A 25,639-nucleotide genomic window follows, 5' to 3' on the forward strand; every position below is an offset into this window, starting at 1 on the left:
AACTGTTTTTTCGCACAACGTTTTCCGAGGTATTACGCAAGTTTCAGCCCCAAAAGTAGTCATATCACGAAATGGAAAATAAACTGTGGTTTATATTTTTAATATAACCTATAGTTTATGAGGTGAGTAATGACATGGAACGTGATATTTACCGACTATTTCTACTTTTAGTATCAGGCTCAGCCTGAAGAGCTCCGCAAACGGCTTGTGGCGGCATTCGGCAATATTGAGTTCTGGGGGCCTGCCTTAAGCCGCCCGCAGGCCGACACGGTAAAGGGATCTCGCTATCCCAATATGAAGGCATTACGTTTGCTATGGCGCGGCAACCCTTATCGGATCTTTTTTGATTTGACCCGCATCGCAGAGCCGTTGTGCTGTGTGGTGGAGACAAATCGAACGATAAGCGTTTTTATCAGGCACAGATAAAAGTGGCCGACACGCAATTTGCACATCACCTGGCGGAACTGGAGAATGAAAATGAAAACCTTAACTGAAGTGATGGCAGAGTTCTCGCCGGATGAGCAGGCCGAGATCCGTGCAATGACCGAAGTCTTAATTCTGGAAACGGGATTGCAGCTGGTGCGTGAAGAGCAGGGGCTATCTCAAAAACAAGTGGCGCAAAAAATGGGGGTTTCCCAGCCAGCAATCGCCGCGATAGAGCAACGAGGTAACGATCTCAAAGTGCTTACGCTGAAGCGCTATGTTGAGGCGCTGGGCGGCAAACTTTCTCTGCATCTGGAATTTCCCGAAAAGGAGAGGCGCTTTCAGATATAAAAAAACCGCAGGAGGCCTGCGGTTTGTTTAGTGATACTTTAACGCGGTTATCTGAACACCACGTCTGACCAGCGGGCCAGCCCCTGGGTCACCGAGCCAAAGTCATCGCCTCCGGCAATCGGAATATCAGGCAGCTGCTGGGCGAGTGCGTGACGCAGCAGCGGGGAACGCGCGCTGCCGCCGGTCAGGTAGATAACCTCAGGCTTCGCTTCGCTGTTGTCCATCGCCAGCGTGACTTGCTCCATAATGCGCTGCAGCGGCTGGCTGATAGCGGTTTCCAGCGCTTCCTGGCTGATATCGCAGCCGACGTCTTTGGCTATAAACGGCAGCAAAGCTGAAACCTGCTGGCTGTTGGACAGCGCAATTTTGCTCTCTTCTGCCGCCCTGACAAGGCGATAGCTCAGGCGCTGACGCCAGACTTTTTGCAGATACGCCACCTTTTCCGGTTCGCGCGCGTCCCGTACCAGTTCGTTGAGCGAACGGCCGTTCGCCGCGCTGTAGAAGTCATTTTGTGCCGGAACATCGTTAATCGCGACGGCGTTCCACCAGGGTAATACCGGCAGCGCGATACCTTTTTCCGTCTGGCCGCCCATGCCAAGCAGCGGAGCCAGCTGTTTAAATGCCAGCATAATATCCAGATCGTTACCGCCCACGCGGCAGCCGCTGTGGCCGAGCAGGCTTTGTTCACGGTCGCGACGCTGGTGCCAGTCAGGTCCCATCAGCAGCACCGAGCAGTCGGTGGTGCCGCCGCCAATGTCGACCACCAGCACCTGTTTTTCTTCCTGCAGCGTGGCTTCAAAATCCAGCCCCGCGGCTACGGGTTCAAACTGAAACACCACGTCGCGAAAGCCAGCGCGCTGCGCGGCGCGTTCCAGAATCCCCTGAGCCTGCCGGTTAGCCTCTTCCCCGCCCAGACCCTGGAAGTTAATTGGCCGGCCAATCACGGCCTGGTCGATAGTGCCGTCCAGCTGGTTCTCCGCCTGTTTGCGAATGTGCAGCATCATCGCGCAGACCAGATCTTCAAACAGCGCAACCTGCTGAGGTTTCAGGCCGGTGGCGCCGAGGAAGGATTTCGGTGATTTGACGAAGTACACCTCTTCCGGGTCTTCCATGTACTGGCTGAGCGAACTTAAGCCGAACTTTACGCTGCCGGGCAGCACGTCAATGTCTTCTTCGCGGTTGTAGCTCACCGCGCGGCGCAGCAGCGCCTGAGTCTCACTTCCCGTCGCCGGAACTTCGTGGTGACGGAAGAGCCATTCGCTCACCGCTTCACGCGTCGGTGCACAGAGCATAGAAGGCAGCAGCGATGAGCCGTTCTCCATCTCCAGCAGCTGTGGTTTTCCGTCGCGCATAATGGCGACCGAGCAGTTCGCCGTCCCGTAGTCAAAACCGATTTTCATTTTCGTTGATTATCCCCATGCCAGTGAGAAGGGGGGCGACTTTAGCGGAATGCCGGTCCGTGGGCAACTGAATATGAAAGCAAGGCAGAAATCCACATTTGGCGGTATGCTAAATAAGCAGTGTTGTCTGCCTAATGCCCTCATTCTCTTCAGGATTATTTATGTACACCCTTAGCTATCAACCGCCCTATGACTGGTCCTGGATCCTCGGCTTTTTACGGGGACGTGCCGTGGAGGGCGTGGAAGTTGTTACCGCCAGTCGCTATCAGCGCAGCTTCGCGCTGGGAGAATATGCCGGGCTGGTGACGCTTGAACCAGACGAGAAAAATCTTTGCCTCAATGTGACGCTAAGCGATGGCCTGCAGCCTGTGGCAGGCGACGTTTTACAGCGCGTGAAGAACTTACTGGATTTGGACAAGGATCCGCAGCAGGTATTAAGCAGCCTGGGCGCGCTGGCGGCAGCCCGGCCCGGCCTGCGTCTGCCGGGTTGTATGGATCCGTTCGAACAGGCCATTCGGGCCATTCTTGGGCAACTGGTCAGCGTGACGATGGCGGCAAAATTGACCAGCAAAGTAGTAAAGACTTACGGGAAGACGCTTGCAGATAACGATGGCTGGTATCTGTTTCCGGATGCCGGGACGCTGGCAAACTGCGATATTCAACAGCTGAAATCTTTGGGCATGTCGCTTAAGCGTGCAGAGGCTATCGTGCATCTTGCCGGAGAGGTCGTGAAAGGACAGTTTCCGCTGCAGCTACCCGATGATTTGGCGCAGGGAATAAAAACCCTGATAGCATTACCGGGTATCGGGCGCTGGACCGCCAACTATTTCGCCCTGCGCGGCTGGCAGGCCAGCGATGTTTTCCTGCCGGATGATTACCTGATTAAACAGCGTTTTCCTGATATGACACCTGCACAGATCCGCCGCTACGCCGAGCGCTGGCAGCCGTGGCGCTCCTACGCGCTGCTACACATCTGGTATAGCGATGGCTGGACGCCAGACTGACTCACCGGATTATATGCTACGATATTTGAACTTGTAACCGCCCTTTATTAGTAAGAAAATCCCGATATAAAAGTGGTGTCTGAATTTTATATTTAAATTAATATTACTGAATGAGTTTCATTTTTAATTCAGATGAACGGATTATAAGGGTCGAATGTGAGAATTCTGGTTACAGGGGCCACGGGTTTCGTGGGGAGTCGTTTAGTTAAAACGCTCAGGGAATTGGGGTATGAAGTCGTCGGCACAACGCGTCGTGGCTCGCAGAATACTGCCGGACTGGTTGATATCGGCGATATTTCGGCAACAACGGACTGGTCCTCGGTGCTTGAAGGGTGTGATGCTGTCGTGCATACGGCCGGTCGGGCTCATATCTTAAACGATTCAGCTGCAGATAAACTCTCTGCTTTTCGGCAGGTTAACTGTGATGCAACCTTAAAGCTTGCTCACGACGCGTTGAATGCAGGGGTCAACCATTTTATTTTCATCAGTTCTATTGGCGTAAATGGCAATGCCACTACTCATACGCCATTTACCGAAAAATCAATACCTAAGCCTGTTTCAGATTATGCGATATCTAAATTTGAAGCTGAGCAAAAGCTGAACGAAGCATTTTCTTCAGGCCCAATGGCGATTACGGTGATTCGTCCGGCGCTTATCTGTGGCGAAAATGCACCAGGAAATATTCGGCGTTTGTTAAAACTGGTTGCCAGCGGGCTGCCACTTCCCTTCAAAGGAATAAAAAACAAGCGAAGCATGGTTTCTCTGGAAAACGTTGTCAGCTTTATTGCCACTTGCCTGAACGATCCTCGTTCAAAAAATCAGCTTTTTGTTCTCGCCGATAAAGATAAACCCACCACGGAAGATATTGTTCGATCCTTCGCGAGTGGAATGAACAAATCTCCTCGTGTCTTTTGGTTTCCAGCAGCTATATTGAAGGTTTTACTGATGCTAACAGGAAAGCAAAGCATTTATGAGCAGCTCTATGGCTCACTGGATATTGATGCCTCCTACGCCTCCGAGCTGTTGGGTTGGCAGCAACCCGTGACGCTTTCCGAAACGATGGAAAAAACAGCAAAATATTATTCAAAGGACGCTCAGTAATGCAGGCATTAATTGTGGCCGTAGTCGTTTTTATTCTCTCATTTATTCTGACCTGGTGCCTGCGAGCTTATGCGTTAAAAAACAACGTTATTGATATACCGAATCAACGCAGCTCTCACTCTGTACCGACGCCTCGTGGTGGCGGTGTGGCCATTGTTATCAGTCTTATGGTTGGGTTGATTACGCTGTCCCTCCTTCAGCTCATTTCATACCCGACGATGTTGTCGTTGATTGTTGCCGGCGGAATTACCGCGGTGGTCGGTTTTCTTGACGACCATGGGCACATTGCGGCTCGCTGGCGATTACTGATGCACTTCCTGGCCGCCGCCGCAGGGCTTTTCTTCCTGGGAAACTTTCCTGCGATCGAGCTTTTCGGCTACACCTTCTCAGCCGGATGGATTGGGATGGTTTTCGGATTAGTCTATCTGGTATGGATGCTGAATCTTTATAACTTTATGGATGGCATTAATGGGCTGGCGAGCATGGAGGCGATTGTTTTTTCCCTTTCATCTCTGCTGATTGTCTGGATTGCTGTGCCTGACGCTTTGGGTTCAGACGCATCGCTTAGCGTTTTGCTGCTGGGGGCTGCCGCACTCGGTTTTATCTTCTGGAATTTCCCGAACGCAAAAATTTTCATGGGCGATGCCGGAAGTGGCTTTCTGGGAATAACCATCGGCTTGCTGGCTCTTCATATTGGCCTGCTTGACAGCAAACTCTTCCTTGCCGAGATGTGTTTACTTGGCGTTTTTATCGTAGATGCTACCTTAACGTTACTGCGCCGTTTGCTGGCGGGCAAAAAGGTCTACGAAGCTCACGCAAGCCATGGCTACCAGATACTTGCAAGAAAATATGGTAGCCATAAGCCCGTCACTCTTGGTGCACTGTGCATCAATCTTATCTGGCTAACCCCTTTTGCCATGTTGATTGCAGCGGGTGTCATTACGGGAGTGGTAGGATTAGCGATAGCCTGGGCTCCGGTTGTGATTATCGCGTGGCGCTGCGGAGCTGGCGTAAAGGATAAGGGCTAACAGCCATAAAGCAGGGTTACGGGCATCACTGATATATATTTAGTTGTACCAGAGGGTGCTCAGTAAAAATTTTCACTCTATAACAACAGGTTGGTGGACAGGTGTCCTGTTCTATTGAAAATATGCTTACGTTTCTGCTTGCTTTACCAAGACCGATAAAAAGAATTATTACGCTGGCAATTGATGTTGTGCTGCTGTTGTGTGCTTTCTGGTTCTCTTTCTGGGTGCGTATTGATGCCCTGACACCTCTGACAAGTGGGCCGCACTGGTTACTGATTCTGTCGATTATTCTGGTTACGTTAGGCTTCTTTGTCAGACTTGGCCTCTATCGTGCGGTTATTCGATATATTACGGCTAAAGTTTTTGTTTCGGTTGCGATGGGTATGGTGGCGTCGTCCATCCTGCTTATTGTGACCGCGTTTTATACAAATATTTATTTGCCTCGCACCATCCCATTTATCTATTTTTCCTTTGGTTTACTGTTGGTTACAGGCTCCAGGCTGGCGTTAAGAATGCTGGTCAACCATGGATTAAAACTGGGAACCAAGGTCATTATCTACGGCGCAGGTGCATCAGGTCGTCAGTTACTGCCTGCCTTAAGCCAGGCGTCTGAGTATTACCCGGTTGCTTTTGTTGACGATAACCCACGTCTACAAAAAACCGTTATGCATGGTGTGACGGTTTACTCGCCTGAAAAGCTGGCCTGGTTAGTCGAGAAGTACGAGGTCAAAAAAATCTTGTTGGCCATGCCAAGCTTGAGCCGCTCCCGTAAAAGCGAAGTGATGAAAAAGCTGGAAGGTCTCCCCTGTGAGGTACTTTCTATTCCCGGGATGGTTGATCTAGTGGAAGGGAAAGCCAGCATTGCTACGCTGAAAAAAGTCTCTATTACCGACCTGTTAGGACGTGACCCCGTGGCGCCTGTACCTGAGTTAATTGCCCGGAATATCCATGATAAGTCGGTCATGGTGACAGGGGCGGGAGGATCCATCGGCTCAGAACTTTGTCGCCAGATTATCCTGAACGGGCCAAAAGCGTTAGTTCTCTATGAGATCTCTGAGTTTTCGCTTTACGCTATCGAACGCGAATTATCTGAGATGATCAAGAGCAAGGGATTGACGATCAAACTTTATCCTGTGCTGGGTAATGTGCAAAACCAGGATCATCTGGAGCGGGTTATCGGGAGTTTCGGTATCGAAACTATCTACCACGCCGCGGCTTATAAACACGTACCGTTAGTTGAGTATAACGTTGCCGATGGCGTCAGAAATAACGTCTTTGGTACGCTGGCCTGTGCGCAGGCAGCAATCCGCTGCGGTGTCCCGAAATTTGTATTGATCTCTACGGATAAAGCCGTTCGCCCGACCAACACTATGGGGGCAACAAAACGCATGGCGGAGCTCGTGCTGCAGGCATTGGCGGTACAGCAGTCAGGTACCTGCTTTAGCATGGTGAGATTTGGTAATGTGCTGGGGTCTTCAGGTTCTGTTGTGCCACTCTTTGAAAAGCAGATAGCTAAAGGGGGGCCAATTACGTTGACACACCCGGACATTATTCGCTACTTCATGACGATTCCAGAGGCCGCGCAGCTGGTTATACAGGCTGGTGCTATGGGTAACGGCGGAGACGTTTTTGTCCTCGATATGGGCGATCCGGTAAAAATCATCGATCTGGCAGAGCGAATGGTTTCTTTAAGTGGCTTTACCTTACGTGATGATTCGAATCCGGAGGGTGACATTGAGATTAAAACCACCGGATTGAGACCGGGTGAGAAGCTCTTTGAGGAACTCCTCATTGGTGACAATGTGATGACCACGCAGCACCCACGAATCATGGCCGCCAGTGAAGTGAAGCTTTCATGGGAGGAGCTTAACGTTTATCTCACCGACATGAATGACGCCTGTGGACGCTATGACATGGATACCATTCGTTCCATTTTGCTCAAGGCGCCTACAGGCTTTAATCCTAGCGATGATATTTGCGATATCGTATGGAAAAATGCTTCCTGCAATATGCCCAATTAAGGCCACGAGTTGAACTCAGCGGTGACTAAGCCAGTTCTGGCTGGCAGACGCTAAATAAAAACCCCTGAATCGGTCAGCCGGACAGGGGTTTTTTTATTGGGGTGGCGCCGGTCAGTTAATGCCAAAATAACTATTAGCCAGCAGCAACTCCAGCGGCTGTGGCTGGGCGATAGTTTCCCCATAGATTAAATCGATGCCAATGCCCGACAGCGTATCCATCACCAGAGGCATATCTGCCGGGCCGGCGATCGTTTGCAGCGTCATACGTTGGGCATGACCGTGCACAATCGTCACCATCATTTCGTCCATCAGATTACAGTGCACGTTAAGGATCAGATCGGGATCTAACATCACGTAGTCGAACAAATGATGGCTCAGGGTATTAAACAGCTCCAGATCGCGCCCAACGTGGCTAAGCACCATGCGACAACCGGCTTTACGCAGCCGTTTCAGGCTGGCATAAGCGCGCTGAGGTTCGGTGAGCAAGTCGCTGCTTTGAATCGTCAGGTGCAGCAGACGGGCCGGCATTTTGCTTGTGGAAAGCTGTTCCAGCAGCGCATTGACAAAGCTATCGCTGACCAAACCCGCACCGGAAACGGGCAGCGCGACGCCAAAACCTTTCCTTGCGACCTGTGCAGCATACTTGTCAAAAAATTCGCTAAACACGCGGCGATCCAGCGCATGATGAAGTGCCGGGTCGGCGAGGCCCGCCCGGAATGCGGGTTCGTTGATAACGTCCCCTTCATTGCCCCAGAAGCGCAGGGTCAGGAGATAGAAACAGGAGGATTCCGGGATGCGCGGCGGCGCAATCGCCATCGCTATCATCAGAATGGGATTGTCTTTGATCACCTGCCACTGCTCGTCGAGCGGCATGGTGTCTCGCCCTTGCTCCATGTAGTGGCGGTGCGGCTCATAAACAGTAACCTGGCCGCGACCGTTGTTCTTCGAGGCGTAGCAGGCAATATCGGCCTGGGAGAGCACTTCAGAGGCGATAGCATTATCGCCGTCAATGTGGGTGATCCCGGCGCTGGCGCCGATGCGGTGCAGGCGGCCATCCCACATAAAGTGGTAGTCGTTGATGCTGCGAATGATGCGCTCAGAAATATAGCGTGCGTTTTCAGTGGAACAATCCGGCAGCAGCAAACCAAACTCGTCGCCGCCCAGGCGGGCAAGGAAATCTCCGGTGCGCAGCATACTTAGCATCATGGCCGCGAGTTCCCTTAGCAAAGCATCACCTGCGGCATGACCCGCGGAGTCGTTTACGGCTTTAAAGCGGTCGAGATCGATGAACACCAGGGCGTGGCGCTGGCGGTGTTCAATCGCGCCCTGCAGTAAACGCTTCAGGTGATTTTCAAAACTTACCCGGTTAGCCAGGTGCGTCAGACTATCGTGCGAGGCGCTATAGCTCAGCTGCTTGAGCATTTTCCGGGACTCAGTCACATCCTGGATGACCAGCACGGAGCCAATGCTTTGACCGTCCAGCGTGGTCAGCGGCGTAATGGTGTAGTGGATGTCGTAGCTGCCGCCGTTGCGGCAATGCAGCACGACATCCTGCTCTATAGCGCTCCGGGAAAAATCACCGCTGTGTATATTTTCCATCACCGGGCCGTTGTCGCCGAAGGTGATGCGCAGGATCGCCAGAATGTGCTGGCCGATGGCCGCTTCCTGCGCCCAGCCGCTGAGTTTCTCAGCTACCGGGTTCATAAAGGTGACATTCATGTCGACATCGGTACAAATCACCGCTTCGCCGATAGAGTCCAGCGTGATGTGCAGCCGCTCTTTTTCCTGGTACAGCGCTTCGTTGAGCTGCTTAACTTCGGTCATGTCCATATTGATGCCTAGCAGCCGCTCCACGTCGCCGTTCTTATTCAATACGCGGTTGGCCAGGGAGCGAATATGGCGGATGCCATCTTTCACATGGATTCGAAACTCAAGCTTAAATGGCACGCGGTTTTTTAATGATTCGCGAATGACCGCTTCCGAGTGAACAAGATCTTCTTTTACCAGCCTGTCCAGCCAGAGTTGGTAGGTAGGTTTGGTATGCGGCGGCACGTCGTAAAGCTCAAACATCCGCTTGTCCCAGCTGATGACATCGTTAGTCAGATCCCACTCCCAGATACCGATGCCGCCAGCTTCATTGGCAAGCGTAATGCGCTCCATCAGCCGCTTGTTGATCCATTCGGTATGCTTCAGGTCATTGATGTCTTCAATCTGGGCGATGTAGTAGAGAGGCGTGCCGTCGGTATGGCGCACAACGGACGCCGTGAGCATGGCCCACACGACATTGCCCGCGCTGGTGTAATAGCGCTTTTCCATTGAATAGCTATTGATGTGCCCGGCCTCGAGCTTGCTCAGCTGCTGAAGATCGAGATTCAAATCTTCCGGCCAGGTAATTTGCTGGAAGGTGAGGCAGCTCAACTCTTCGCTGGAATAGCCGAGGAACTTACATAATGACTTATTGACCTGCAGCCATTTGCCTTCGGTGGAGACCAGCGCCATGCCAATAGCCGAGTATTCCATGGCGTTACGAAAACGCGTTTCGCTTTCGGTGATGTGTTTGCGCTCTTTGCGGGAGGAGTACATCACCATTGTGATGACGTTTGCCGGCAGCAAAATCAGCAGGAATGGCAGCCACGGCGCATATTCCAGCACGCGCGGGTGGGGCGTTGACATCGAGAGTTTGCCGATGGCTATCATCGCGGAAACCATCATCAGCGTGGCAAGGAAAATAATAAAGGCTTCCAGACGCGGCAGCCGGATGGCGCTCCACATCAGAATGACAATGATAAAAGTGAACGGCCACGGCAGATAAATTAATGAAAAATAGCTGAGCGCCAGCGTGACGGCGAAGGTTGCCACGGTTTCAAACAGCAGGGCTGCTTTGCGGTGACGGAGCAAATAATAAGGTTTAAACAGCAGTCCGGCCGGCATCAGCGCCAGCGCCCCGATGGATTCAGAAAGCACCCATATAAAGAAGGTTTTCAGCGCCGAGGAGTCAACCGGTATCGGCAATAGCGTCACTAGCAGGCCGCCTGCCAGCGGAGGAATTGCCGCACTGCACAAGGCAAGTCTTGCCCAGTTATTGAGGTTTTGTAAGGGATTTTTTCGCGGCAAGAAGCGGCGTAACAGCAGGGCGCCTAGCAGCGCTTCAATCAGGTTTATCGCCGTTAACGAGAAATTCAGCCCGGTAAAGGGAAAAACGGCGGCACTGGCTGCCATGCTGCCCAGCGCACAGGCGGCGGCAATCAACGGCCATTGACGGAGAGGAGAACGGAAAAACGCCGCCATCATTACCGAGGTGGTAAACCAGATAGGCACCAGCTCGGTGCCCTTTAGCGTCAGCTCCAGGGAGTAGAGGGTGAAAACAAAGCTGAGTAACCCCAAGCCAGCCAGCAGAATCGGTAGATGGAAGGCGGCTTCTGTTTGTCTGTTTTTTATAATCATTACCGCAAATCCACCTGGACGCTGCCGCCAGGAGCCATACCCGGATGCATATAAATAAAGAATCGGTTTATGCTAGTACAAACAATTTACAATTCCTATGCTCGGTTGTCAGAATTTACCTACAGAGTGTCAGAAATTGCGTAGTCAAATCACGTAATTAAATAATTCCATTTCGCCCTGTTGGCTGGCGATGGCGCGCTGTCATGCCTTTGTCACTTTGTTGGCTGTTTACCGCGTAATTTCACGATTGCGGTGGGTAAGAGGCTGGTATCAAACGACGGTTGTCCCTATAATTGCGGCGTTTGACGCCTCCGCGTCGTCCTTCCAACACTTTTCGTATTCAGGCCGTAATAATATGACCGATCAGTCTCATCAATGCGTCATCATCGGGATAGCCGGCGCATCGGCTTCAGGGAAAAGCCTCATTGCCAGCACGTTATATCGTGAACTGCGCGAGCAAGTCGGCGATGAACACATTGGTGTCATTCCAGAAGACAGTTACTACAAAGATCAAAGCCATCTGTCGATGGAAGAGCGTGTTAAAACCAACTACGATCACCCCAGCGCAATGGACCACAACCTGCTTTTCCAGCATTTGCAGACGCTGAAGTCCGGCAAAGCTATCGAACTGCCGGTGTACAGCTACGTGGAGCATACCCGCACCGACCAGACAGTGCATTTGGTTCCGAAGAAGGTGATCATTCTGGAAGGCATTCTGCTGCTGACCGATGCGCGTCTGCGCCAGGAGATGAACTTCTCCATTTTTGTCGATACGCCGCTGGATATCTGCCTGATGCGCCGTATGAAGCGCGACGTTAACGAGCGCGGGCGTTCAATGGATTCCGTGATGGCGCAGTATCAAAAAACGGTACGTCCAATGTTCCTGCAATTTATTGAGCCTTCCAAACAATACGCCGATATTATCGTGCCGCGCGGGGGCAAGAACCGCATTGCAATCGATATTCTGAAAGCCAAAATCAGTCAGTTCTTTGAATAAAGACCTTTGCGAGCGCGCGTAAGCCGCTCGCTCTTACGTTGAATCCCTCATCCATTGCCAATTGGCTATCGACGACGCTCTGTGGCAGTGTGTGTAAAACTGAGATTGATAAGGAGAATCTGCGATGCGCCTTTGCGATCGTGATATCGAAGCCTGGCTGGATGATGGCCGTTTAGCGATTACCCCGCGTCCTCCGGTTGAGCGCATTAACGGTGCGACCGTAGACGTTCGCCTGGGCAATAAATTCCGCACGTTTAGCGGGCATACCGCACCTTTTATCGATCTCAGCGGCCCTAAAGATGAAGTCACCGAAGCGTTAGAGCGCGTGATGAGTGATGAGATTGTGCTGGATGAGGGCGAAGCTTTCTTTCTCCACCCGGGTGAGCTGGCGCTGGCGGTGACGCTGGAATCTGTTACTTTGCCGGACGATCTGGTGGGCTGGCTGGATGGGCGCTCCTCGTTAGCGCGTCTTGGCCTGATGGTACACGTCACTGCCCACCGCATCGATCCGGGCTGGCATGGCTGTATCGTGCTTGAGTTCTACAATTCAGGGAAGCTGCCGCTGGCGCTGCGTCCGGGAATGATGATTGGCGCGCTGAGCTTTGAACCGCTATCCGGGCCAGCAGCTCGTCCTTATAATCGCCGTCAGGATGCCAAATACCGCGACCAGCAGGGAGCTGTAGCGAGCCGTATTGATAAAGACTAAATCGCAGTAAATTGTTCGCCCTCTGGCGAATGATATGGAGAATGTTATGAGACGACTGTTAACCACGTTGATGATTCTGCTGGTTGTGCTGATAGCCGGCCTGACCTCACTTGTGTTGTTGGTTAATCCCAATGACTTCCGTGGTTATATGATTCGTCAGGTTGAGGCCCGCAGCGGCTACCATCTTGAACTGGAAGGGCCGCTGCGCTGGCATGTCTGGCCGCAGCTGAGTATTTTGTCTGGTCGTATGTCGCTGACGGCACCGGGCGCCAGTCAGCCGATGGTCAGCGCGGAAAATATGCGTCTTGATGTGGGGCTGATTCCACTGCTTTCTCACCAGCTTCAGGTTCGTCAGGTCATGCTAAAAAGCGCGGTGATTCAGATGACGCCGCAGGCTGAAGCGAAGCTTTCGGCTAACGCGCCGGTAGGGCCAAAAGACACCGTCAGTGAACCTGATACCGGACGCGGCTGGTCCTTTGATGTTTCGAAGCTTAAGGTGGTCGACAGTGTGCTGGTCTTCCAGCATATCAATGACGAGCAGGTTACGGTTCGCAATATTAATCTGCAAATGACGCAGGATGACAAGCGGCAGGCGCATATTGAACTCAGCAGTCAAATCAATCGCGATCAGCGGGATTTAACGCTTTCGGTCACCGCAGATGTCGATCTCCATGACTATCCGCAGCAAATAAACGCCACGTTAAGCCAAATTGACTACCGGCTGCAGGGCGCCGACCTGCCGGTTGACGGCATCGTTGGCTCGGGGTCGCTTCAACTGGGCTGGAAAAACACCAACAGCCAGCTTTCGCTGGCAAATATGCAGCTCACGGCCAACGACAGTGATTTGCAGGGCAATGTCAGCGTGGCGTGGCAGGATAAGCCACAGTGGACGGTAGATCTGCAATCTCGCCTGCTCAATCTCGACAAACTGGTAGCCAATGCACCCGCTGCGGGTACCGCGGCTAACCCACGAGCCCAGCAGACTCAGCAGCCGTCTCGTCCAGGCCCGGTGATTGCCGAAGAACAGGGTGAAACCAACTACCACAGCCTGCGTAATTTTACCGCCGAACTGAATATCAAAGCGGGTGAAGTGCGCTGGCGCGGTCTTGCGTTCAGCGATGTGCAGACTGCGCTGGTGAATCAGGCTGGGAAACTCAGTATTAACCAGCTCAGCGGCAAGCTGGGGCAGGGCACGCTCTCGCTGCCGGGCTTCCTGGATGCCAGCGGTAAAACGCCTGAGCTTGCCTTCCAGCCGCAGGTGAAAAATATTGAGATAGGCAAAATCCTGACCGCTTTTGATTACCCGATTGCGTTAACCGGGCAGTTTTCTATGACTGGCGATTTCAGCGGAGAGCGCCTGGATGCGGAAGATTTCCGCAGTAACTGGCAGGGAGAGGCTCAGCTTGAGCTGGCTCACTCCCGCCTGGAGGGGATGAACTTCCAGCAGCTTATTCAACAGGCTGTCAGTCGGAATAACGAGGGCGTGGATGCGCAGCAAAACGTTCAGAACGTCACCGAGCTTGACCACTTCTCCACGTCGGCGACGCTGGATAACGGCCTTCTGACGATGACGAAGATGGTCGGTGAATCCAGCGTGCTGTCCCTGACCGGCGAAGGCACAATGGATCTGGTGAAAGAGATCTGCGACACCAACTTTGCGATTAAAGTCAGCGGCGGCTGGCTGGGCAGCAACAGTAAACTGATTGAAGCGCTAAAAACCACGGCCGTTCCGCTGCGTGTTTATGGCCCGTGGCAGCAGCTGAATTACACGCTGCAGGTTGACCAGGTGCTGCGTAAGCAGCTGCAGGATGAAGCTAAGCGCCGGATCAATGACTGGCTGGATAAGCATAAAGATAGCGATAAATCGAAAGACGTTAAGCAATTACTGAATAAGCTTTAACGACAAAAAAACCGGCTCTCGCCGGTTTTTTTATACCTCATAGTCCAGCAGATCGTCCTCTGGCTCACGCGGGATAATTTGCACTTTATTTACCCTGTGGTTCACCACCTCCAGCGTTTTCAGCACGTAATTCCCCACTTCAACGCTCTCTCCTTTGGCAGGAATGTGCTGTAAATGCTCCATCAGCAACCCGGCAATGGTGTGGTATTCCCGTTTCTCATCCAGAGGAAGGGCGACGTACTGCACCAGATCGTCCAGCGGCATGTGGCCATTAGCCGTCCAGCTGCCATCCTGATTTCTTTGGATATCATGGCGGGCATCTATCTCTTCCACTTCGTTCGGCAGGTTGCCCGCGATGGTTTCCATCACGTCGCTTAGCGTGACAATGCCTTCCACCGAGCCAAACTCATCCACGACAAAAGCAAAATGGGTTCGCGCGTTGCGGAACTGCTCTAACGCCTGCAGCAGCGGCAATGTTTCCGGGAAAACCAGCGGTTGGCGAATCAACGGCACAATATCCAGTGCTTCACCGTGCAGCGACTGCTTTAATAAATCAATAACGTGCACCACGCCGAGAATGTCATCTTCAGTATCGGTAACCACGATACGCGTGTGCTGGTTTTTATTCAGGAGTTCGCGGATCTCTGCTTCCGGGGCGGTAATGTCCATATGCTCGACGTCGTGGCGGGAAGTCATGATACTGCTGACGCTGCGCTGGTTCAGGTGCAGCACGCGCTCGATCATCCGCGTTTCCTGCGGGTTAAAAACATCGCTGTTAATGCCGCTGTCGGCAATGAGCGAGGCGGTCTGGGCATCCAGTTCCGCTTCTTCTTTCTTACCGTTCAACAGTCTTAGCACGGCTTCGGCAGTACGTTCCCGCAGCGACTGATTTGCGGAAAGAAAACGCCGGCGGTTAAAAATCGCCAGCTGATTAAGTGATTCAATCATCACTGAGAAACCGATGGCGGCATAGAGATAGCCTTTCGGAATTTGATAGCCAAAGCCGTCGGCCACCAGGCTAAAGCCAATCATCAGCAGAAAACTCAGGCACAAAATCACGATGGTCGGGTGACTGTTCACAAACCGGGTCAGGGACTTGCTGGCCAGCACCATTAGCCCGATGGCGATAATAACCGCGGCCATCATGACCGCCAGATGGTCGACCATGCCAACGGCGGTGACCACCGAATCAAGGGAAAATACGGCGTCAAGAATGACGATTTGCGCCACAACGGGCCAGAATTTGGCTCCCCGTTTTTGCGTGTGGTGCTCGTTGTCTTTGCCCTCCAGCCGCTCATTCAACTCCATTGTGGCTTTAAATAGTAGGAACATACCGCCAGACAGCATGATCAGATCCCTGGCACTAAAGCTAAGGTCGTGGAGGGCGAAAAGCGGTCGGGTAAGCGTTACCAGCCACGAAATTGAGGCCAGCAACAGCAGACGCATAACCATCGCCAGCAGCAAGCCCGTGACGCGGGCGCGATCGCGCAGTTTGGGAGGCAGCTTTTCGGCGAGGATGGCAATAAAAACGAGGTTATCAATGCCCAGAACCAGTTCTAAAACGACCAGGGTAACTAACCCGGCCCAGATTGAGGGGTCGGCAATCCATTCCATACGGGGTTTATAGCCTTTCACTTTCGGGCATATGCCACACGGAAATGATGGATAATTGTCGGACAAAAAGCAACGTTTGTCTGAGATTAATCCGTAATGACTTATAGAATTTCCAGCGTTAAATGAATGCCCGGCAAATTATTGCGGATAATATTTAAAGAAGCATTTGAGTTATATATTTTATATATGAATACGCCACCATGAGATAGTTCTGCATATTTGCCCGGAAATTGTCTTATTATTTTTATTGTCAATATAAAGAAAATCCTAAAATGTAATTATTGAGTGGTTCATATTATTCTTAAAAGTCCGCCTCCAGCCTTTTGTCTCCTTGCCTGCTGAGTTTTAAGCTGCAACAATCTTTGGCGATGATTAGCAATGAATGTGTGATTACTCGTTTAGTAATAGTTTGTCCCAGCATTGTCATAAGACCTGATTCATTTTTTTCAATATTTTTTCGGATATTAGAGAATCTCAGGTTATTAGGATTATTTACCTTTTTCAGTGGGTTGGTGACTGTGAACCAGGGGCGGTAGCGTGCCCGGATGCGGCCAGATAACAGCAAGCGATGGCGTCATCAGAATGTCGGGGAATAAGCTTATTTTAGGAATAATGCCAGTTTTCTCATTCTCTGAATATGTTCAATTCTGCACTTCGTTCTCACGGTTAATTGCTTGCCTGTTTTATTCGCTCAGGATAATTACTCTGCCATAGTGATAAATATTCAATGATAAAATACAAACTGAAGTTGATGCCATTATTGGTGTCAGTCACCCTGATGAGCGGCTGCACGATATTTCCCGGCAGCAATATGTCTACGTCGGGAAAAGACGTCATCAAACAACAGGATGCTGATTTCGACCTTGACCGAATGGTCAACGTTTATCCTTTAACGCCGCGACTGGTGGAGCAGCTGAGGCCTCGTCCGGTAGTTGCCCAGCCGAATGCCGGACTGGATAAAGATATCGCCAATTATCAGTACCGCGTTGGGCCGGGGGATGTATTAAACGTCACGGTCTGGGATCATCCGGAGCTCACCACGCCTGCGGGGCAGTATCGTAGCTCAAGTGACACCGGTAACTGGGTTCAGCCCGATGGCACCATGTTCTATCCGTATGTGGGTAAAATCAGCGTGACGGGTAAAACGCTGGCAGAAATTCGCAGCGATATTACCAGCCGTCTTGCGCAATACATTGCCCAGCCGCAGGTGGACGTTAATATCGCTGCCTTCCGTTCGCAAAAAGCCTATATCTCCGGGCAGGTCAATAAATCCGGCCAGCAGCCCATCACTAACGTGCCGCTGACTATCCTTGACGCTATCAATGCCGCAGGCGGTTTAACCGAAGTGGCCGACTGGCGCAACGTCGTCCTGACTCATAACGGCCAGGAAAAGCGCATATCTCTGCAGGCGCTGATGCAAAACGGCGACCTTAGCCAAAACCATTTACTGTACCCCGGCGACATTCTGTTTGTGCCGCGTAATGACGATCTGAAAGTGTTCGTGATGGGGGAAGTGAAAAAGCAAACCACTCTCAAAATGGACTTCAGCGGCATGACGCTTACCGAGGCGCTTGGCCAGGCCGAAGGTATCGATCTCACGTCTTCCAACGCCAGCGGCATCTTCGTGATTCGCCCGCTCAAAGGCCAGACGCAGCAAAACGGCAAGATTGCCAATATTTATCAGCTTGATATGTCCGATGCGACCTCGCTGGTAATGGGCACCGAGTTCCAGCTCCAGCCTTATGACGTGGTGTATGTGACCACCGCCCCGGTTTCCCGCTGGAATCGCCTGATCAACCAGCTCCTGCCAACCATCAGCGGCGTTCGTTACATGACCGATACCGCCAAAGATATCCATACCTGGTAACGCGCTATGTTCAACAAAATACTTGTGGTTTGCGTGGGGAACATCTGCCGTTCCCCCACGGCTGAACGATTGCTTAAACGTTACCATCCGGAGCTTAGCGTCAGCTCTGCCGGGCTGGGGGCGTTAGTCGGGAAGGGCGCGGATGCCGGTGCTATCGACGTCGCCGGACGGCACAACCTTTCGCTCGAAGGGCATTTAGCCCGCCAGGTTTCGGGGCGTCTATGCCGGGAGCACGATCTGATTCTGGCGATGGAAAAACGTCACATCACCACGTTGTGCGAAATGGCACCCGAAATGCGCGGCAAAGTGATGCTGTTTGGCCACTGGGACGCCGGCAGAGAAATTCCTGACCCCTATCGTAAAAGCCGCGACGCCTTCGAAGCGGTCTACAGCATGCTCGACCTTTCTGCCCAAAAGTGGGCTAACGCACTCAACGCTCATCAGGGATAACAATGACAGAGAAAGTACGCCGTTCGAGCGCCCCGACCGAGGGCAATGACGAAATTGATATTGGCCGTTTGTTTGGCACCGTGCTGGAGGCTCGCTGGTGGGTTATCGGCATTACGGGGCTGTTTGCCGTGCTGGCTGCGGTTTATGCCCTGTTTGCTACGCCGGTGTACAAGGCCGACGCGCTGGTACAAATCGAACAAAATGCCGGTAACACGCTGGTGAACGATATCAGCTCCGCACTCAGCAATAAGCCACCGGCGTCTGCCGCAGAAATTCAGCTGATCCAGTCCCGCATGGTGCTGGGGAAAACCGTGGATGACCTGAACCTGGACATCTCGGTAACCAAGAATACCTTCTGGCTGTTCGGCGCGGGCTGGGACCGCCTGCAGGGGCACCAGAACGACACGGTGAATGTCACCACGTTTACGCTGCCGGCGGCGATGAACAAAGACACCTTTACCGTGGAAGTGCTGAACGACAAACAGTATCAACTGACCAGCGACAATGGCTTTAGCGCCAAGGGAGAAGTGGGCAAGCTGCTGAGTAAATCCGGCGTCACAATGCAGGTGGACGGTATTCAGGCGCAGCCTGGCGACAGCTTTACGGTGGTCAAGTACTCCACGCTGGGGATGATCAACCAGCTGCTGGGCAACCTGACGGTGACTGAAAACGGCAAAGATACCGGCGTGCTTAGTTTGTCCTACACCGGGGAAGATAAAGATCAGATCCGCACCATTCTCGACAGTATCACCCGCAACTACCTGGCGCAGAACGTGCAGCGTAAATCTGAAGAGGCCGCCAAAAGCCTGAAGTTCCTGGCCGAGCAGTTGCCTGAAGTGCGCCACAACCTGGATGCCGCAGAGAACAAGCTGAACGCCTATCGCCAGCGCCAGGATTCGGTGGATCTTTCCCTGGAGGCGAAATCGCTGCTGGATTCAGTGGTCAACATTGACGCTCAGCTGAATCAATTGACCTTCAAAGAAGCCGAAATATCAAAGCTGTACACCAAAGCTCACCCGTCCTACCGCACGTTGCTGGAGCAGCGCAGAACGCTTGAAGATCAGAAAGCCCGCCTGACCAACAGCATTGCCGCGATGCCTAAAACCCAGCAGGAAATCGTACGCCTGACCCGCGATGTGGAGTCCGGACAGCAGGTTTACATGCAGCTGTTGAACAAGCAGCAAGAGCTGAAAATCACCGAAGCCAGTACGGTGGGTGACGTGCGCATTGTTGACCCGGCAATTACGCAGCCGGGCATGGTTAAACCTCAGCGCGTGCTGGTGGTGTTGGGCAGCATTATTCTGGGCCTGATTGTGTCGGTGATCGGGGTGCTGCTGCGCTCGCTGTTTAACGGCGGCATTGAAAGTCCTACCGTGCTGGAAGAAGCGGGGCTTAGCGTTTATGCAAGCATTCCCCTCTCCGAATGGCAGAAAACCCGCGACCAGGCCAACCTGCGCAACGTTAAAGGGGCTAAACGCTTCAAACAGAGCCAGCTGCTGGCGGTGGGTAACCCGACTGACCTGGCCATTGAAGCCATTCGCAGCCTGCGCACCAGCCTGCATTTCGCCATGATGCAGGCCTCCAACAATGTCCTGATGCTCACCGGCGTTAGCCCGTCTATCGGTAAAACCTTTGTGTGCGCCAACCTCGCGGCGGTGATTAGCCAGACCAACAAGCGCGTGCTGCTGATGGACTGCGACATGCGCAAAGGCTATACCCACGAACTGTTGGGGACCACCAACGTGAACGGGCTGTCCGACGTGCTGTCGGGGCAGGGGGATATTACCCGCTGTGCGCAGAAAACCTCCGTGCCGAACTTTGACCTTATCCCTCGCGGGCAGGTTCCGGCTAATCCGTCCGAACTGTTGATGAATGAGCGCTTCTCTCAGCTGGTGAAGTGGGCCAGTGAAAATTATGACCTGGTGCTGATTGATACGCCGCCGATTCTGGCCGTCACGGACGCGGCAATTGTGGGGCGCCATGCTGGCACCACGCTGATGGTGGCGCGCTACGCGGTGAACACGCTGAAAGAAGTGGAAACCAGCCTGAGCCGCTTTGAGCAGAACGGCATTACCGTGCGTGGCGTGATCCTCAACTCGATCTTCCGCAGAGCCACGGGCTACCAGGATTACGGGTATTACGAGTACGAATATAAGTCGGATGCTAAATAAGGTGATGGCCATGAACAGCAGCGCAACTCGCCCGCTTATCTCTATTTATATGCCGACGTGGAATCGTCAACAGCTGGCTATCCGCGCCATCAACTCGGTGCTGCGGCAGGATTATGACCACTGGGAAATGATCGTTGTCGATGACTGCTCCGCCAGCTTCCAGCAGCTGCAGCAGTTTGTTGCAGACCTTGGCGATCCCCGGGTGCGTTACATTCACAACGATGCGAACAGCGGGGCCTGCGCGGTACGCAACCAGGCCATTGGGCTGGCGAAGGGGCGGTTTATTACCGGCATTGATGATGATGACGAATGGACGCCAAACCGGCTGTCGGTATTTTTGTCCCACCAGCATCAACTGGTCACCCACGCTTTTCTCTATGCCAACGACTATTTGTGTGAAGGGCAGGTCTACTCCCAGCCGACCAGCCTGCCGCTGTACCCGAAGTCGCCGTATTCCCTGAAGCTGTTCTATAAGCGCAATATCATTGGCAATCAGGTTTTTACCTACGCAGAGCGCTTTAAAAGCAGCCTGTTTGATACCGATCTGAAAGCGGCGCAGGATTACGACATCTTTCTGCGCATGGTGGTGGCGTTCGGCCAGCCGTGGAAGGTAGAAGAGGCGACCCAAATTCTGCACGTGAATCATGGCGAAATGCAGATAACGCAATCCCCGAAAAAGTTTGCCGGTTATTTCCACTTCTACCGCAAACACAAAGACAAGTTCGACCGGGCCAGTAAGAAATATCAGCTGTATACGCTGTATCAGATCCGCAATAAGCGCATGTCGTGGCGCACCCTGTTAGCTCTGCTGACGGTGCGCAACGGCAAACGCCTTGCCGATAGTCTGCGGGGGAGGTAAGCGTGCTGGAGGATATGCGTGCCAATAGCTGGAGCCTGCGCCCGTGCTGCATGGTGCTGGCCTACCGCGTGGCTCACTTTTGCTCGGTATGGCGCAAGAAGAGCGTCATCAACAACCTTTGGGCTGCGCCTGTGCTGCTGGCCTACCGATTCATTACTGAATGTCTGTTTGGCTATGAAATCCAGGCGGGAGCCACCATTGGCCGGCGGTTCACTATTCATCACGGCTATGCGGTGGTTATCAATAAGTTCGTCGTCGTCGGGGATGATTTCACCATCCGCCACGGCGTCACCATTGGTAACCGGGGGAACAGTCTCGCCTGCCCGGTGATTGGCAACGGCGTTGAGCTGGGAGCCAACGCGATCGTCCTGGGTGATATCACCCTCGGTAATAACGTGACGGTAGGCGCGGGCAGCGTGGTACTGGACAGCGTGCCGGACAACGCGTTGGTGGTCGGCGAAAAAGCTCGGGTGAAGGTGATCCAATGAACATCATGCAATTTAATGTCCGCCTGGCAGAAGGCGGTGCGGCGGGCGTGGCGCTCGATCTCCACCAGCGCGCACGTCTGGCCGGGCTGTCCTCACGTTTTATCTACGGCTATGGCAAAGGCGGCAAGAAAAGCGCCAGCCACGATATTTACCCCGACGTTGAAAAACACACGCCTCGTCTGGTGTCGGTCGCCAATATCGCGCTGTTTCGTTTTCTGAACCGCGACCCATTCGGCAATCTGAATAAGCTCTACCGCCGGGTTACCCGCAGCCCGCAGCCGGTTGTCCTGCATTTTCATGTGGTGCACAGCTACTGGCTGAATCTGGATGAAATGGTGTCGTTTTGCCAGAGGGTGAAGGCGAACAAGCCGGATGTCACCTTCGTCTGGACGCTGCACGATCACTGGAGTATCACCGGGCGCTGTGCCTTTCTTGACGGCTGCGAAGGCTGGAAAACAGGCTGTGTTAAATGCCCGACGCTGAACAACTATCCGCCGGTTAAGGTGGATAAAGCGCATCAGCAGGTGGAGGGCAAACGCCAGCTGTTTCGCCAGATGCTGACGCTGGGCTGCAAGTTTATCTCCCCCAGCCAGCACGTTGCGGAGGCTTTTAATCAGCTTTATGGCGCCGGGCGCTGCAGCATCATTAATAACGGTATTGACGTTGCCACCGAGGCAATCCTGGCGGAGCTGCCGGAAAGCAGCGTCGCGGCGGCAAAACCCCGCGTGGCTATTGTGGCCCACGATCTGCGCTATGACGGCAAAACCAACCAAAAACTGGTGCAGGCGTTGATGGCGCTGGGTGAAAAAATCGAGCTGCATACCTTTGGCAAATTCTCGCCGTTTGAAGGCGCTAACGTGGTGAATCACGGCTACATGACCGACAAACGCGCGCTGATGAGCGAACTGAACACCATGGACAGTCTGGTGTTCAGTTCCCGCGTGGATAACTATCCGCTGATCCTGTGCGAGGCGCTGTCTATCGGCGTGCCGGTGGTGGCGACCCGCAGTGAAGCTGCGGATGAAGTTTTGCACAAGGTTGGCGGAAAAACTTTCACACCTGAGCAGGTTCTGGCGCTGGTGCAGCTTAAAAAAACGCAGCTGGCACAGCAGGTCTTCGCGACAGATTTAGCGACGTTCCGTGCGGCCAGCCGCACGGCCTATAGCGGCAAGCAGATGCTGGAGGAATATGTCTCGTTCTATCAGGGTCTGTAGCTATCTGCTGCTGCCGTTCATCTATCTGGTGGTGAACATCAAGCTTGCCTCTCTGGGGGAGAGTTTCCCGATAACCATCGTGACCTTCCTGCCAGCGATTTTGTTTCTGTACATCGAGCGTATCAACCTTAAAAAGCTGATGATTGCGCTGGGGGTGGGCGCGGGTCTGACGGCGTTTAACTACATTTTCGGCCAGTCGCTCGACCCGGCCAAGTACGTCACCTCGATGATGCTGTTTGTCTATATTGTGCTGATATTGGGCCTGACATGGAGTTGTCGCTTCAAAACTATTTCGCCGCGCAATCACCGTAAGATATTGCGGTTTTTCTATGCCGTGGTCGGCATTATTGTGGCGCTGGCGGCGGCAGAAATGGCCCAGATTATTCTGACCGGCGGCAGCAGCCTGATTGAGAAAATTTCAAAGTTTCTCATCTACAGCAACAGCTACGTGCTCAACTTTATTAGCTTCGGGGGGCGGCGTACCACGGCGCTTTATTTTGAGCCCGCTTTCTTCGCCCTGGCATTAATCTCAATTTGGCTCAGCATCAAACAGTTTGGTATCAAAACGCCGAAAACTGATGTTATGATTCTTTTAGGGATAATCCTGTCAGGATCTTTCTCCGGGGTAATGACGTTTATTTTGTTTTATCTGCTTGAGTGGGCGTTTCAATACCTTAATAAAAGTGCGATTAAAAAGAAGTTGCCGTTAGCAATTATATCATTGGCTGTTTTTTTAATCGGTATGGTATTTGCCTTTCCATATATCGCGACCCGTATTGGTGATTTGGGCACGGAAGGATCGTCATCGTATTATCGTATCATTGGCCCATTAGCCATGGTTGGATATTCACTGGCAAACGTTGATGGCGTAGTACGGTTTGGTTCTCTGTATGAATATGTCGCATCATTCGGAATATTTAACGGTGCGGACGTAGGGAAAACCGTGGACAATGGACTGTATCTGCTGATTATTTATTTCTCATGGTTTGCAGTGTTAATGACCGCTGGCTATATGTGGCGAGTCATGAAAATGATGCGTAATGCATTTGGCAATAATGAGAATTATCGTGTTCAGCTTTGGTTGTTTATGCCTGTATCTTTGTTCTTTACCGGTTCTATTTTTAGCCCGGAATATGCATTTTTAATTGTTTGCCCATTTATTTTGCGTAAAGCAATTAAGCATTCGCTGCCAGGAGGTGCGCAATAATGTTATTAAGTATTATTACAGTTGCATGGCGTAACCATGACGGGGTAGTGAAGACCTGGCAATCACTGGCGCACCTGGCACAGACTAAAGATATTAAGTTTGAATGGATCGTTGTGGACGGCAACTCTCAGGACGGCACGGCTGAATTTCTTGCAGGCCTGCATGGACAGTACAACCTGCGCTTTGTCAGCGAGAAAGACAACGGCATTTACGACGCGATGAACAAAGGCATCGCCATGGCACAAGGGCGCTATGCACTATTTTTGAATTCCGGAGATGCCTTCCACCCGGATATTGCCCGCGTCATTTATCAACTTGCGGCGCTGGGCGATCGCGATGATGCGATGGTGATTGGCGACGCGCTGCTGGACTTTGGCGACGGCAATAAAATTCGCCGCAGCGCCAAACGCGGCTGGTATATCTATCACAGCCTGCCGGCGAGTCACCAGGCAATCTTTTTCCCGCTGTCTGGTTTGCATAAATACCCCTACGATCTGCAATATAAAGTCTCATCTGATTATGCGCTGGCGGCCAAAATGTATAAAAACGGCTATGCCTTTAAGCGCATCAAAGGGCTGGTCTCAGAATTCTCAATGGGTGGAGTATCCACCTCAAATAATATTGAGCTGTGCCGTGATGCGAGAAACGTGCAGCGAAAAATATTACGTGTACCAGGCTTCATTGCCGAGCTCTCTTTCCGACTCAGGTTAAAAACAACCGGCAAAGCAAAAGCGCTTTATCACAAAGCTTAAAGCTCACGGGAAATATCATGCAGGAATTAAGCGGCTTCAGCGTGCCGAGGGGTTTTCGCGGCGCAGGCGGTATAAAAGTACAATTATGGTGGCTGGTTCAGGCCACGTTATTTGCCTGGTCTCCGCAGGTTCTCTATCCGTGGCGTGCATTTTTACTGCGGCTTTTTGGCGCAAGGATTGGAAAGAAGGTTGTTATTCGTCCGTCTGTAAAAATCACTTATCCATGGAAGCTGACGCTCGGTGATTACGCGTGGGTTGGCGATGATGCCGTGCTATACACCCTCGGGGAAATCACTATTGGAGCAAATTCCGTGGTGTCGCAAAAATGTTATTTGTGCACCGGCAGTCACGATTATATGAGCAAGCACTTCGATATTACGCAGTCGGCTATTGTGATTGGCGAAAAATGCTGGCTGGCAACGGATGTTTTTGTTTCACCTGGCGTCACGATAGGCGATGGCTGCGTCGTCGGGGCCCGGAGCAGTGTTTATAAATCATTACCGGCGAATGCCGTTTGTCGGGGAAATCCGGCAGTAAAAATACGCGACCGCGCGTAATGCTTTCACCCTTGCTCTGTTTGTTATCGGTTATCTCTTCCGTGGAGAGACAGGGAGTGAGGGGTAAGGGCCAATAAAAATGTTC

General features: G+C 52.4%; 20 protein-coding genes and 1 pseudogene. 18 read left to right on the forward strand and 3 right to left on the reverse strand.

Translation table 11 applies throughout. The features are described 5' to 3' along the window. Nucleotides 1–129: 129 nt before the first annotated feature. A pseudogene (locus F3J29_RS22680) lies at nt 130–494 on the forward strand (type II toxin-antitoxin system RelE/ParE family toxin). Next, on the forward strand, nt 478–774 hold the full coding sequence (locus F3J29_RS02840; protein ID WP_166862835.1) for a helix-turn-helix domain-containing protein: 297 nt from the start codon (nt 478–480) through the stop codon (nt 772–774). The pseudogene F3J29_RS22680 and the gene F3J29_RS02840 overlap by 17 nt, the downstream one beginning before the upstream one ends. 47 nt (nt 775–821) lie before the next feature. Here the strand turns inward: F3J29_RS02840 and yegD are convergent, their stop codons facing one another. Then, complete coding sequence (gene yegD / locus F3J29_RS02845) at nt 822–2,174, reverse strand: molecular chaperone (protein ID WP_166862836.1); 1,353 nt, start codon at nt 2,172–2,174, stop codon at nt 822–824. A gap of 161 nt (nt 2,175–2,335) precedes the next feature. On the opposite strand from yegD, the gene alkA reads away from it, so the two are divergent. The 4 genes from alkA to F3J29_RS02865 all read left to right on the forward strand — a co-directional run bounded on the left by alkA (nt 2,336) and on the right by F3J29_RS02865 (nt 7,328). Next, nucleotides 2,336–3,178 carry a DNA-3-methyladenine glycosylase 2 gene (gene alkA, locus F3J29_RS02850; RefSeq protein WP_166862837.1) on the forward strand — a complete coding sequence of 281 codons (843 nt, stop codon included), beginning with the start codon at nt 2,336–2,338 and terminating at the stop codon, nt 3,176–3,178. A 156-nt stretch (nt 3,179–3,334) separates the two neighbouring features. Next, a complete protein-coding gene (locus F3J29_RS02855; RefSeq protein ID WP_166862838.1) occupies nt 3,335–4,279 on the forward strand; it encodes an NAD-dependent epimerase/dehydratase family protein in 945 nt (314 codons plus the stop codon). Further along, nucleotides 4,279–5,307 (forward strand): MraY family glycosyltransferase, encoded by a 1,029-nt coding sequence (locus F3J29_RS02860; RefSeq protein ID WP_166862840.1) that lies wholly within the window; start codon nt 4,279–4,281, stop codon nt 5,305–5,307. Before F3J29_RS02855 ends, F3J29_RS02860 begins: the two co-directional genes overlap by 1 nt. 122 nt (nt 5,308–5,429) lie before the next feature. Then, nucleotides 5,430–7,328, forward strand: coding sequence for a polysaccharide biosynthesis protein (locus F3J29_RS02865; RefSeq protein WP_166864892.1), 1,899 nt, complete (start codon nt 5,430–5,432; stop codon nt 7,326–7,328). A 111-nt stretch (nt 7,329–7,439) separates the two neighbouring features. On the opposite strand, the gene F3J29_RS02870 is transcribed toward F3J29_RS02865, so the two are convergent. Continuing rightward, the gene (locus F3J29_RS02870; protein ID WP_166862842.1) at nt 7,440–10,772 is read right to left on the reverse strand and encodes a diguanylate cyclase; all 3,333 of its coding nucleotides are present in this window, start codon (nt 10,770–10,772) and stop codon (nt 7,440–7,442) included. Nucleotides 10,773–11,127: 355 nt separating this feature from the next. On the opposite strand from F3J29_RS02870, the gene udk reads away from it, so the two are divergent. From udk to asmA, 3 genes are all read left to right on the forward strand, one after another. Next, nucleotides 11,128–11,769: a uridine kinase gene (gene udk / locus F3J29_RS02875; protein ID WP_008455103.1), complete on the forward strand. Its 642-nt coding sequence runs from the start codon at nt 11,128–11,130 to the stop codon at nt 11,767–11,769. Nucleotides 11,770–11,893: 124 nt separating this feature from the next. Further along, the gene (gene dcd / locus F3J29_RS02880; protein WP_039304717.1) at nt 11,894–12,475 is read left to right on the forward strand and encodes a dCTP deaminase; all 582 of its coding nucleotides are present in this window, start codon (nt 11,894–11,896) and stop codon (nt 12,473–12,475) included. Between the two features lie 46 nt (nt 12,476–12,521). Next, nucleotides 12,522–14,375 (forward strand): outer membrane assembly protein AsmA, encoded by a 1,854-nt coding sequence (gene asmA / locus F3J29_RS02885; protein ID WP_166862844.1) that lies wholly within the window; start codon nt 12,522–12,524, stop codon nt 14,373–14,375. A gap of 30 nt (nt 14,376–14,405) precedes the next feature. Here asmA and F3J29_RS02890 read toward each other — a convergent pair whose 3' ends face one another. Then, nucleotides 14,406–15,989 (reverse strand): TerC family protein, encoded by a 1,584-nt coding sequence (locus F3J29_RS02890; RefSeq protein ID WP_166862846.1) that lies wholly within the window; start codon nt 15,987–15,989, stop codon nt 14,406–14,408. A gap of 727 nt (nt 15,990–16,716) precedes the next feature. Between F3J29_RS02890 and F3J29_RS02895 the strand changes: the two genes are divergently transcribed. The 9 genes from F3J29_RS02895 to wcaF are packed head-to-tail and all read left to right on the forward strand — an operon-like array spanning nt 16,717 to nt 25,554. Next, nucleotides 16,717–17,856, forward strand: a complete 1,140-nt coding sequence (locus tag F3J29_RS02895; RefSeq protein ID WP_166862848.1) for a polysaccharide export protein — start codon at nt 16,717–16,719, stop codon at nt 17,854–17,856. 6 nt (nt 17,857–17,862) lie between these two features. Further along, nucleotides 17,863–18,306, forward strand: a complete 444-nt coding sequence (wzb, locus tag F3J29_RS02900) for a low molecular weight protein-tyrosine-phosphatase Wzb (protein WP_045783167.1) — start codon at nt 17,863–17,865, stop codon at nt 18,304–18,306. Nucleotides 18,307–18,308: 2 nt separating this feature from the next. After that, the gene (wzc, locus tag F3J29_RS02905; RefSeq protein ID WP_166862850.1) at nt 18,309–20,477 is read left to right on the forward strand and encodes a tyrosine-protein kinase Wzc; all 2,169 of its coding nucleotides are present in this window, start codon (nt 18,309–18,311) and stop codon (nt 20,475–20,477) included. 10 nt (nt 20,478–20,487) lie between these two features. After that, nucleotides 20,488–21,336, forward strand: a complete 849-nt coding sequence (gene wcaA, locus F3J29_RS02910; RefSeq protein WP_166862852.1) for a colanic acid biosynthesis glycosyltransferase WcaA — start codon at nt 20,488–20,490, stop codon at nt 21,334–21,336. 2 nt (nt 21,337–21,338) lie between these two features. After that, nucleotides 21,339–21,824 carry a colanic acid biosynthesis acetyltransferase WcaB gene (gene wcaB / locus F3J29_RS02915; RefSeq protein ID WP_166862854.1) on the forward strand — a complete coding sequence of 162 codons (486 nt, stop codon included), beginning with the start codon at nt 21,339–21,341 and terminating at the stop codon, nt 21,822–21,824. Then, a complete protein-coding gene (locus tag F3J29_RS02920; RefSeq protein ID WP_166862856.1) occupies nt 21,821–23,038 on the forward strand; it encodes a glycosyltransferase in 1,218 nt (405 codons plus the stop codon). The genes wcaB and F3J29_RS02920 overlap by 4 nt, the downstream gene beginning before the upstream one ends. Continuing rightward, nucleotides 23,013–24,245 (forward strand): colanic acid polymerase WcaD, encoded by a 1,233-nt coding sequence (gene wcaD, locus F3J29_RS02925; RefSeq protein ID WP_166862858.1) that lies wholly within the window; start codon nt 23,013–23,015, stop codon nt 24,243–24,245. The genes F3J29_RS02920 and wcaD overlap by 26 nt, the downstream gene beginning before the upstream one ends. Beyond that, nucleotides 24,245–24,997, forward strand: coding sequence for a colanic acid biosynthesis glycosyltransferase WcaE (wcaE, locus tag F3J29_RS02930; protein WP_166862859.1), 753 nt, complete (start codon nt 24,245–24,247; stop codon nt 24,995–24,997). Before wcaD ends, wcaE begins: the two co-directional genes overlap by 1 nt. A 17-nt stretch (nt 24,998–25,014) precedes the next feature. After that, nucleotides 25,015–25,554 (forward strand): colanic acid biosynthesis acetyltransferase WcaF, encoded by a 540-nt coding sequence (gene wcaF, locus F3J29_RS02935; RefSeq protein WP_166862861.1) that lies wholly within the window; start codon nt 25,015–25,017, stop codon nt 25,552–25,554. Nucleotides 25,555–25,639: the final 85 nt, after the last annotated feature.

Source organism: Enterobacter sp. Cy-643 (assembly GCF_011752815.1).
In the GTDB taxonomy this organism is placed as follows: Bacteria; Pseudomonadota; Gammaproteobacteria; order Enterobacterales; family Enterobacteriaceae; genus Cedecea.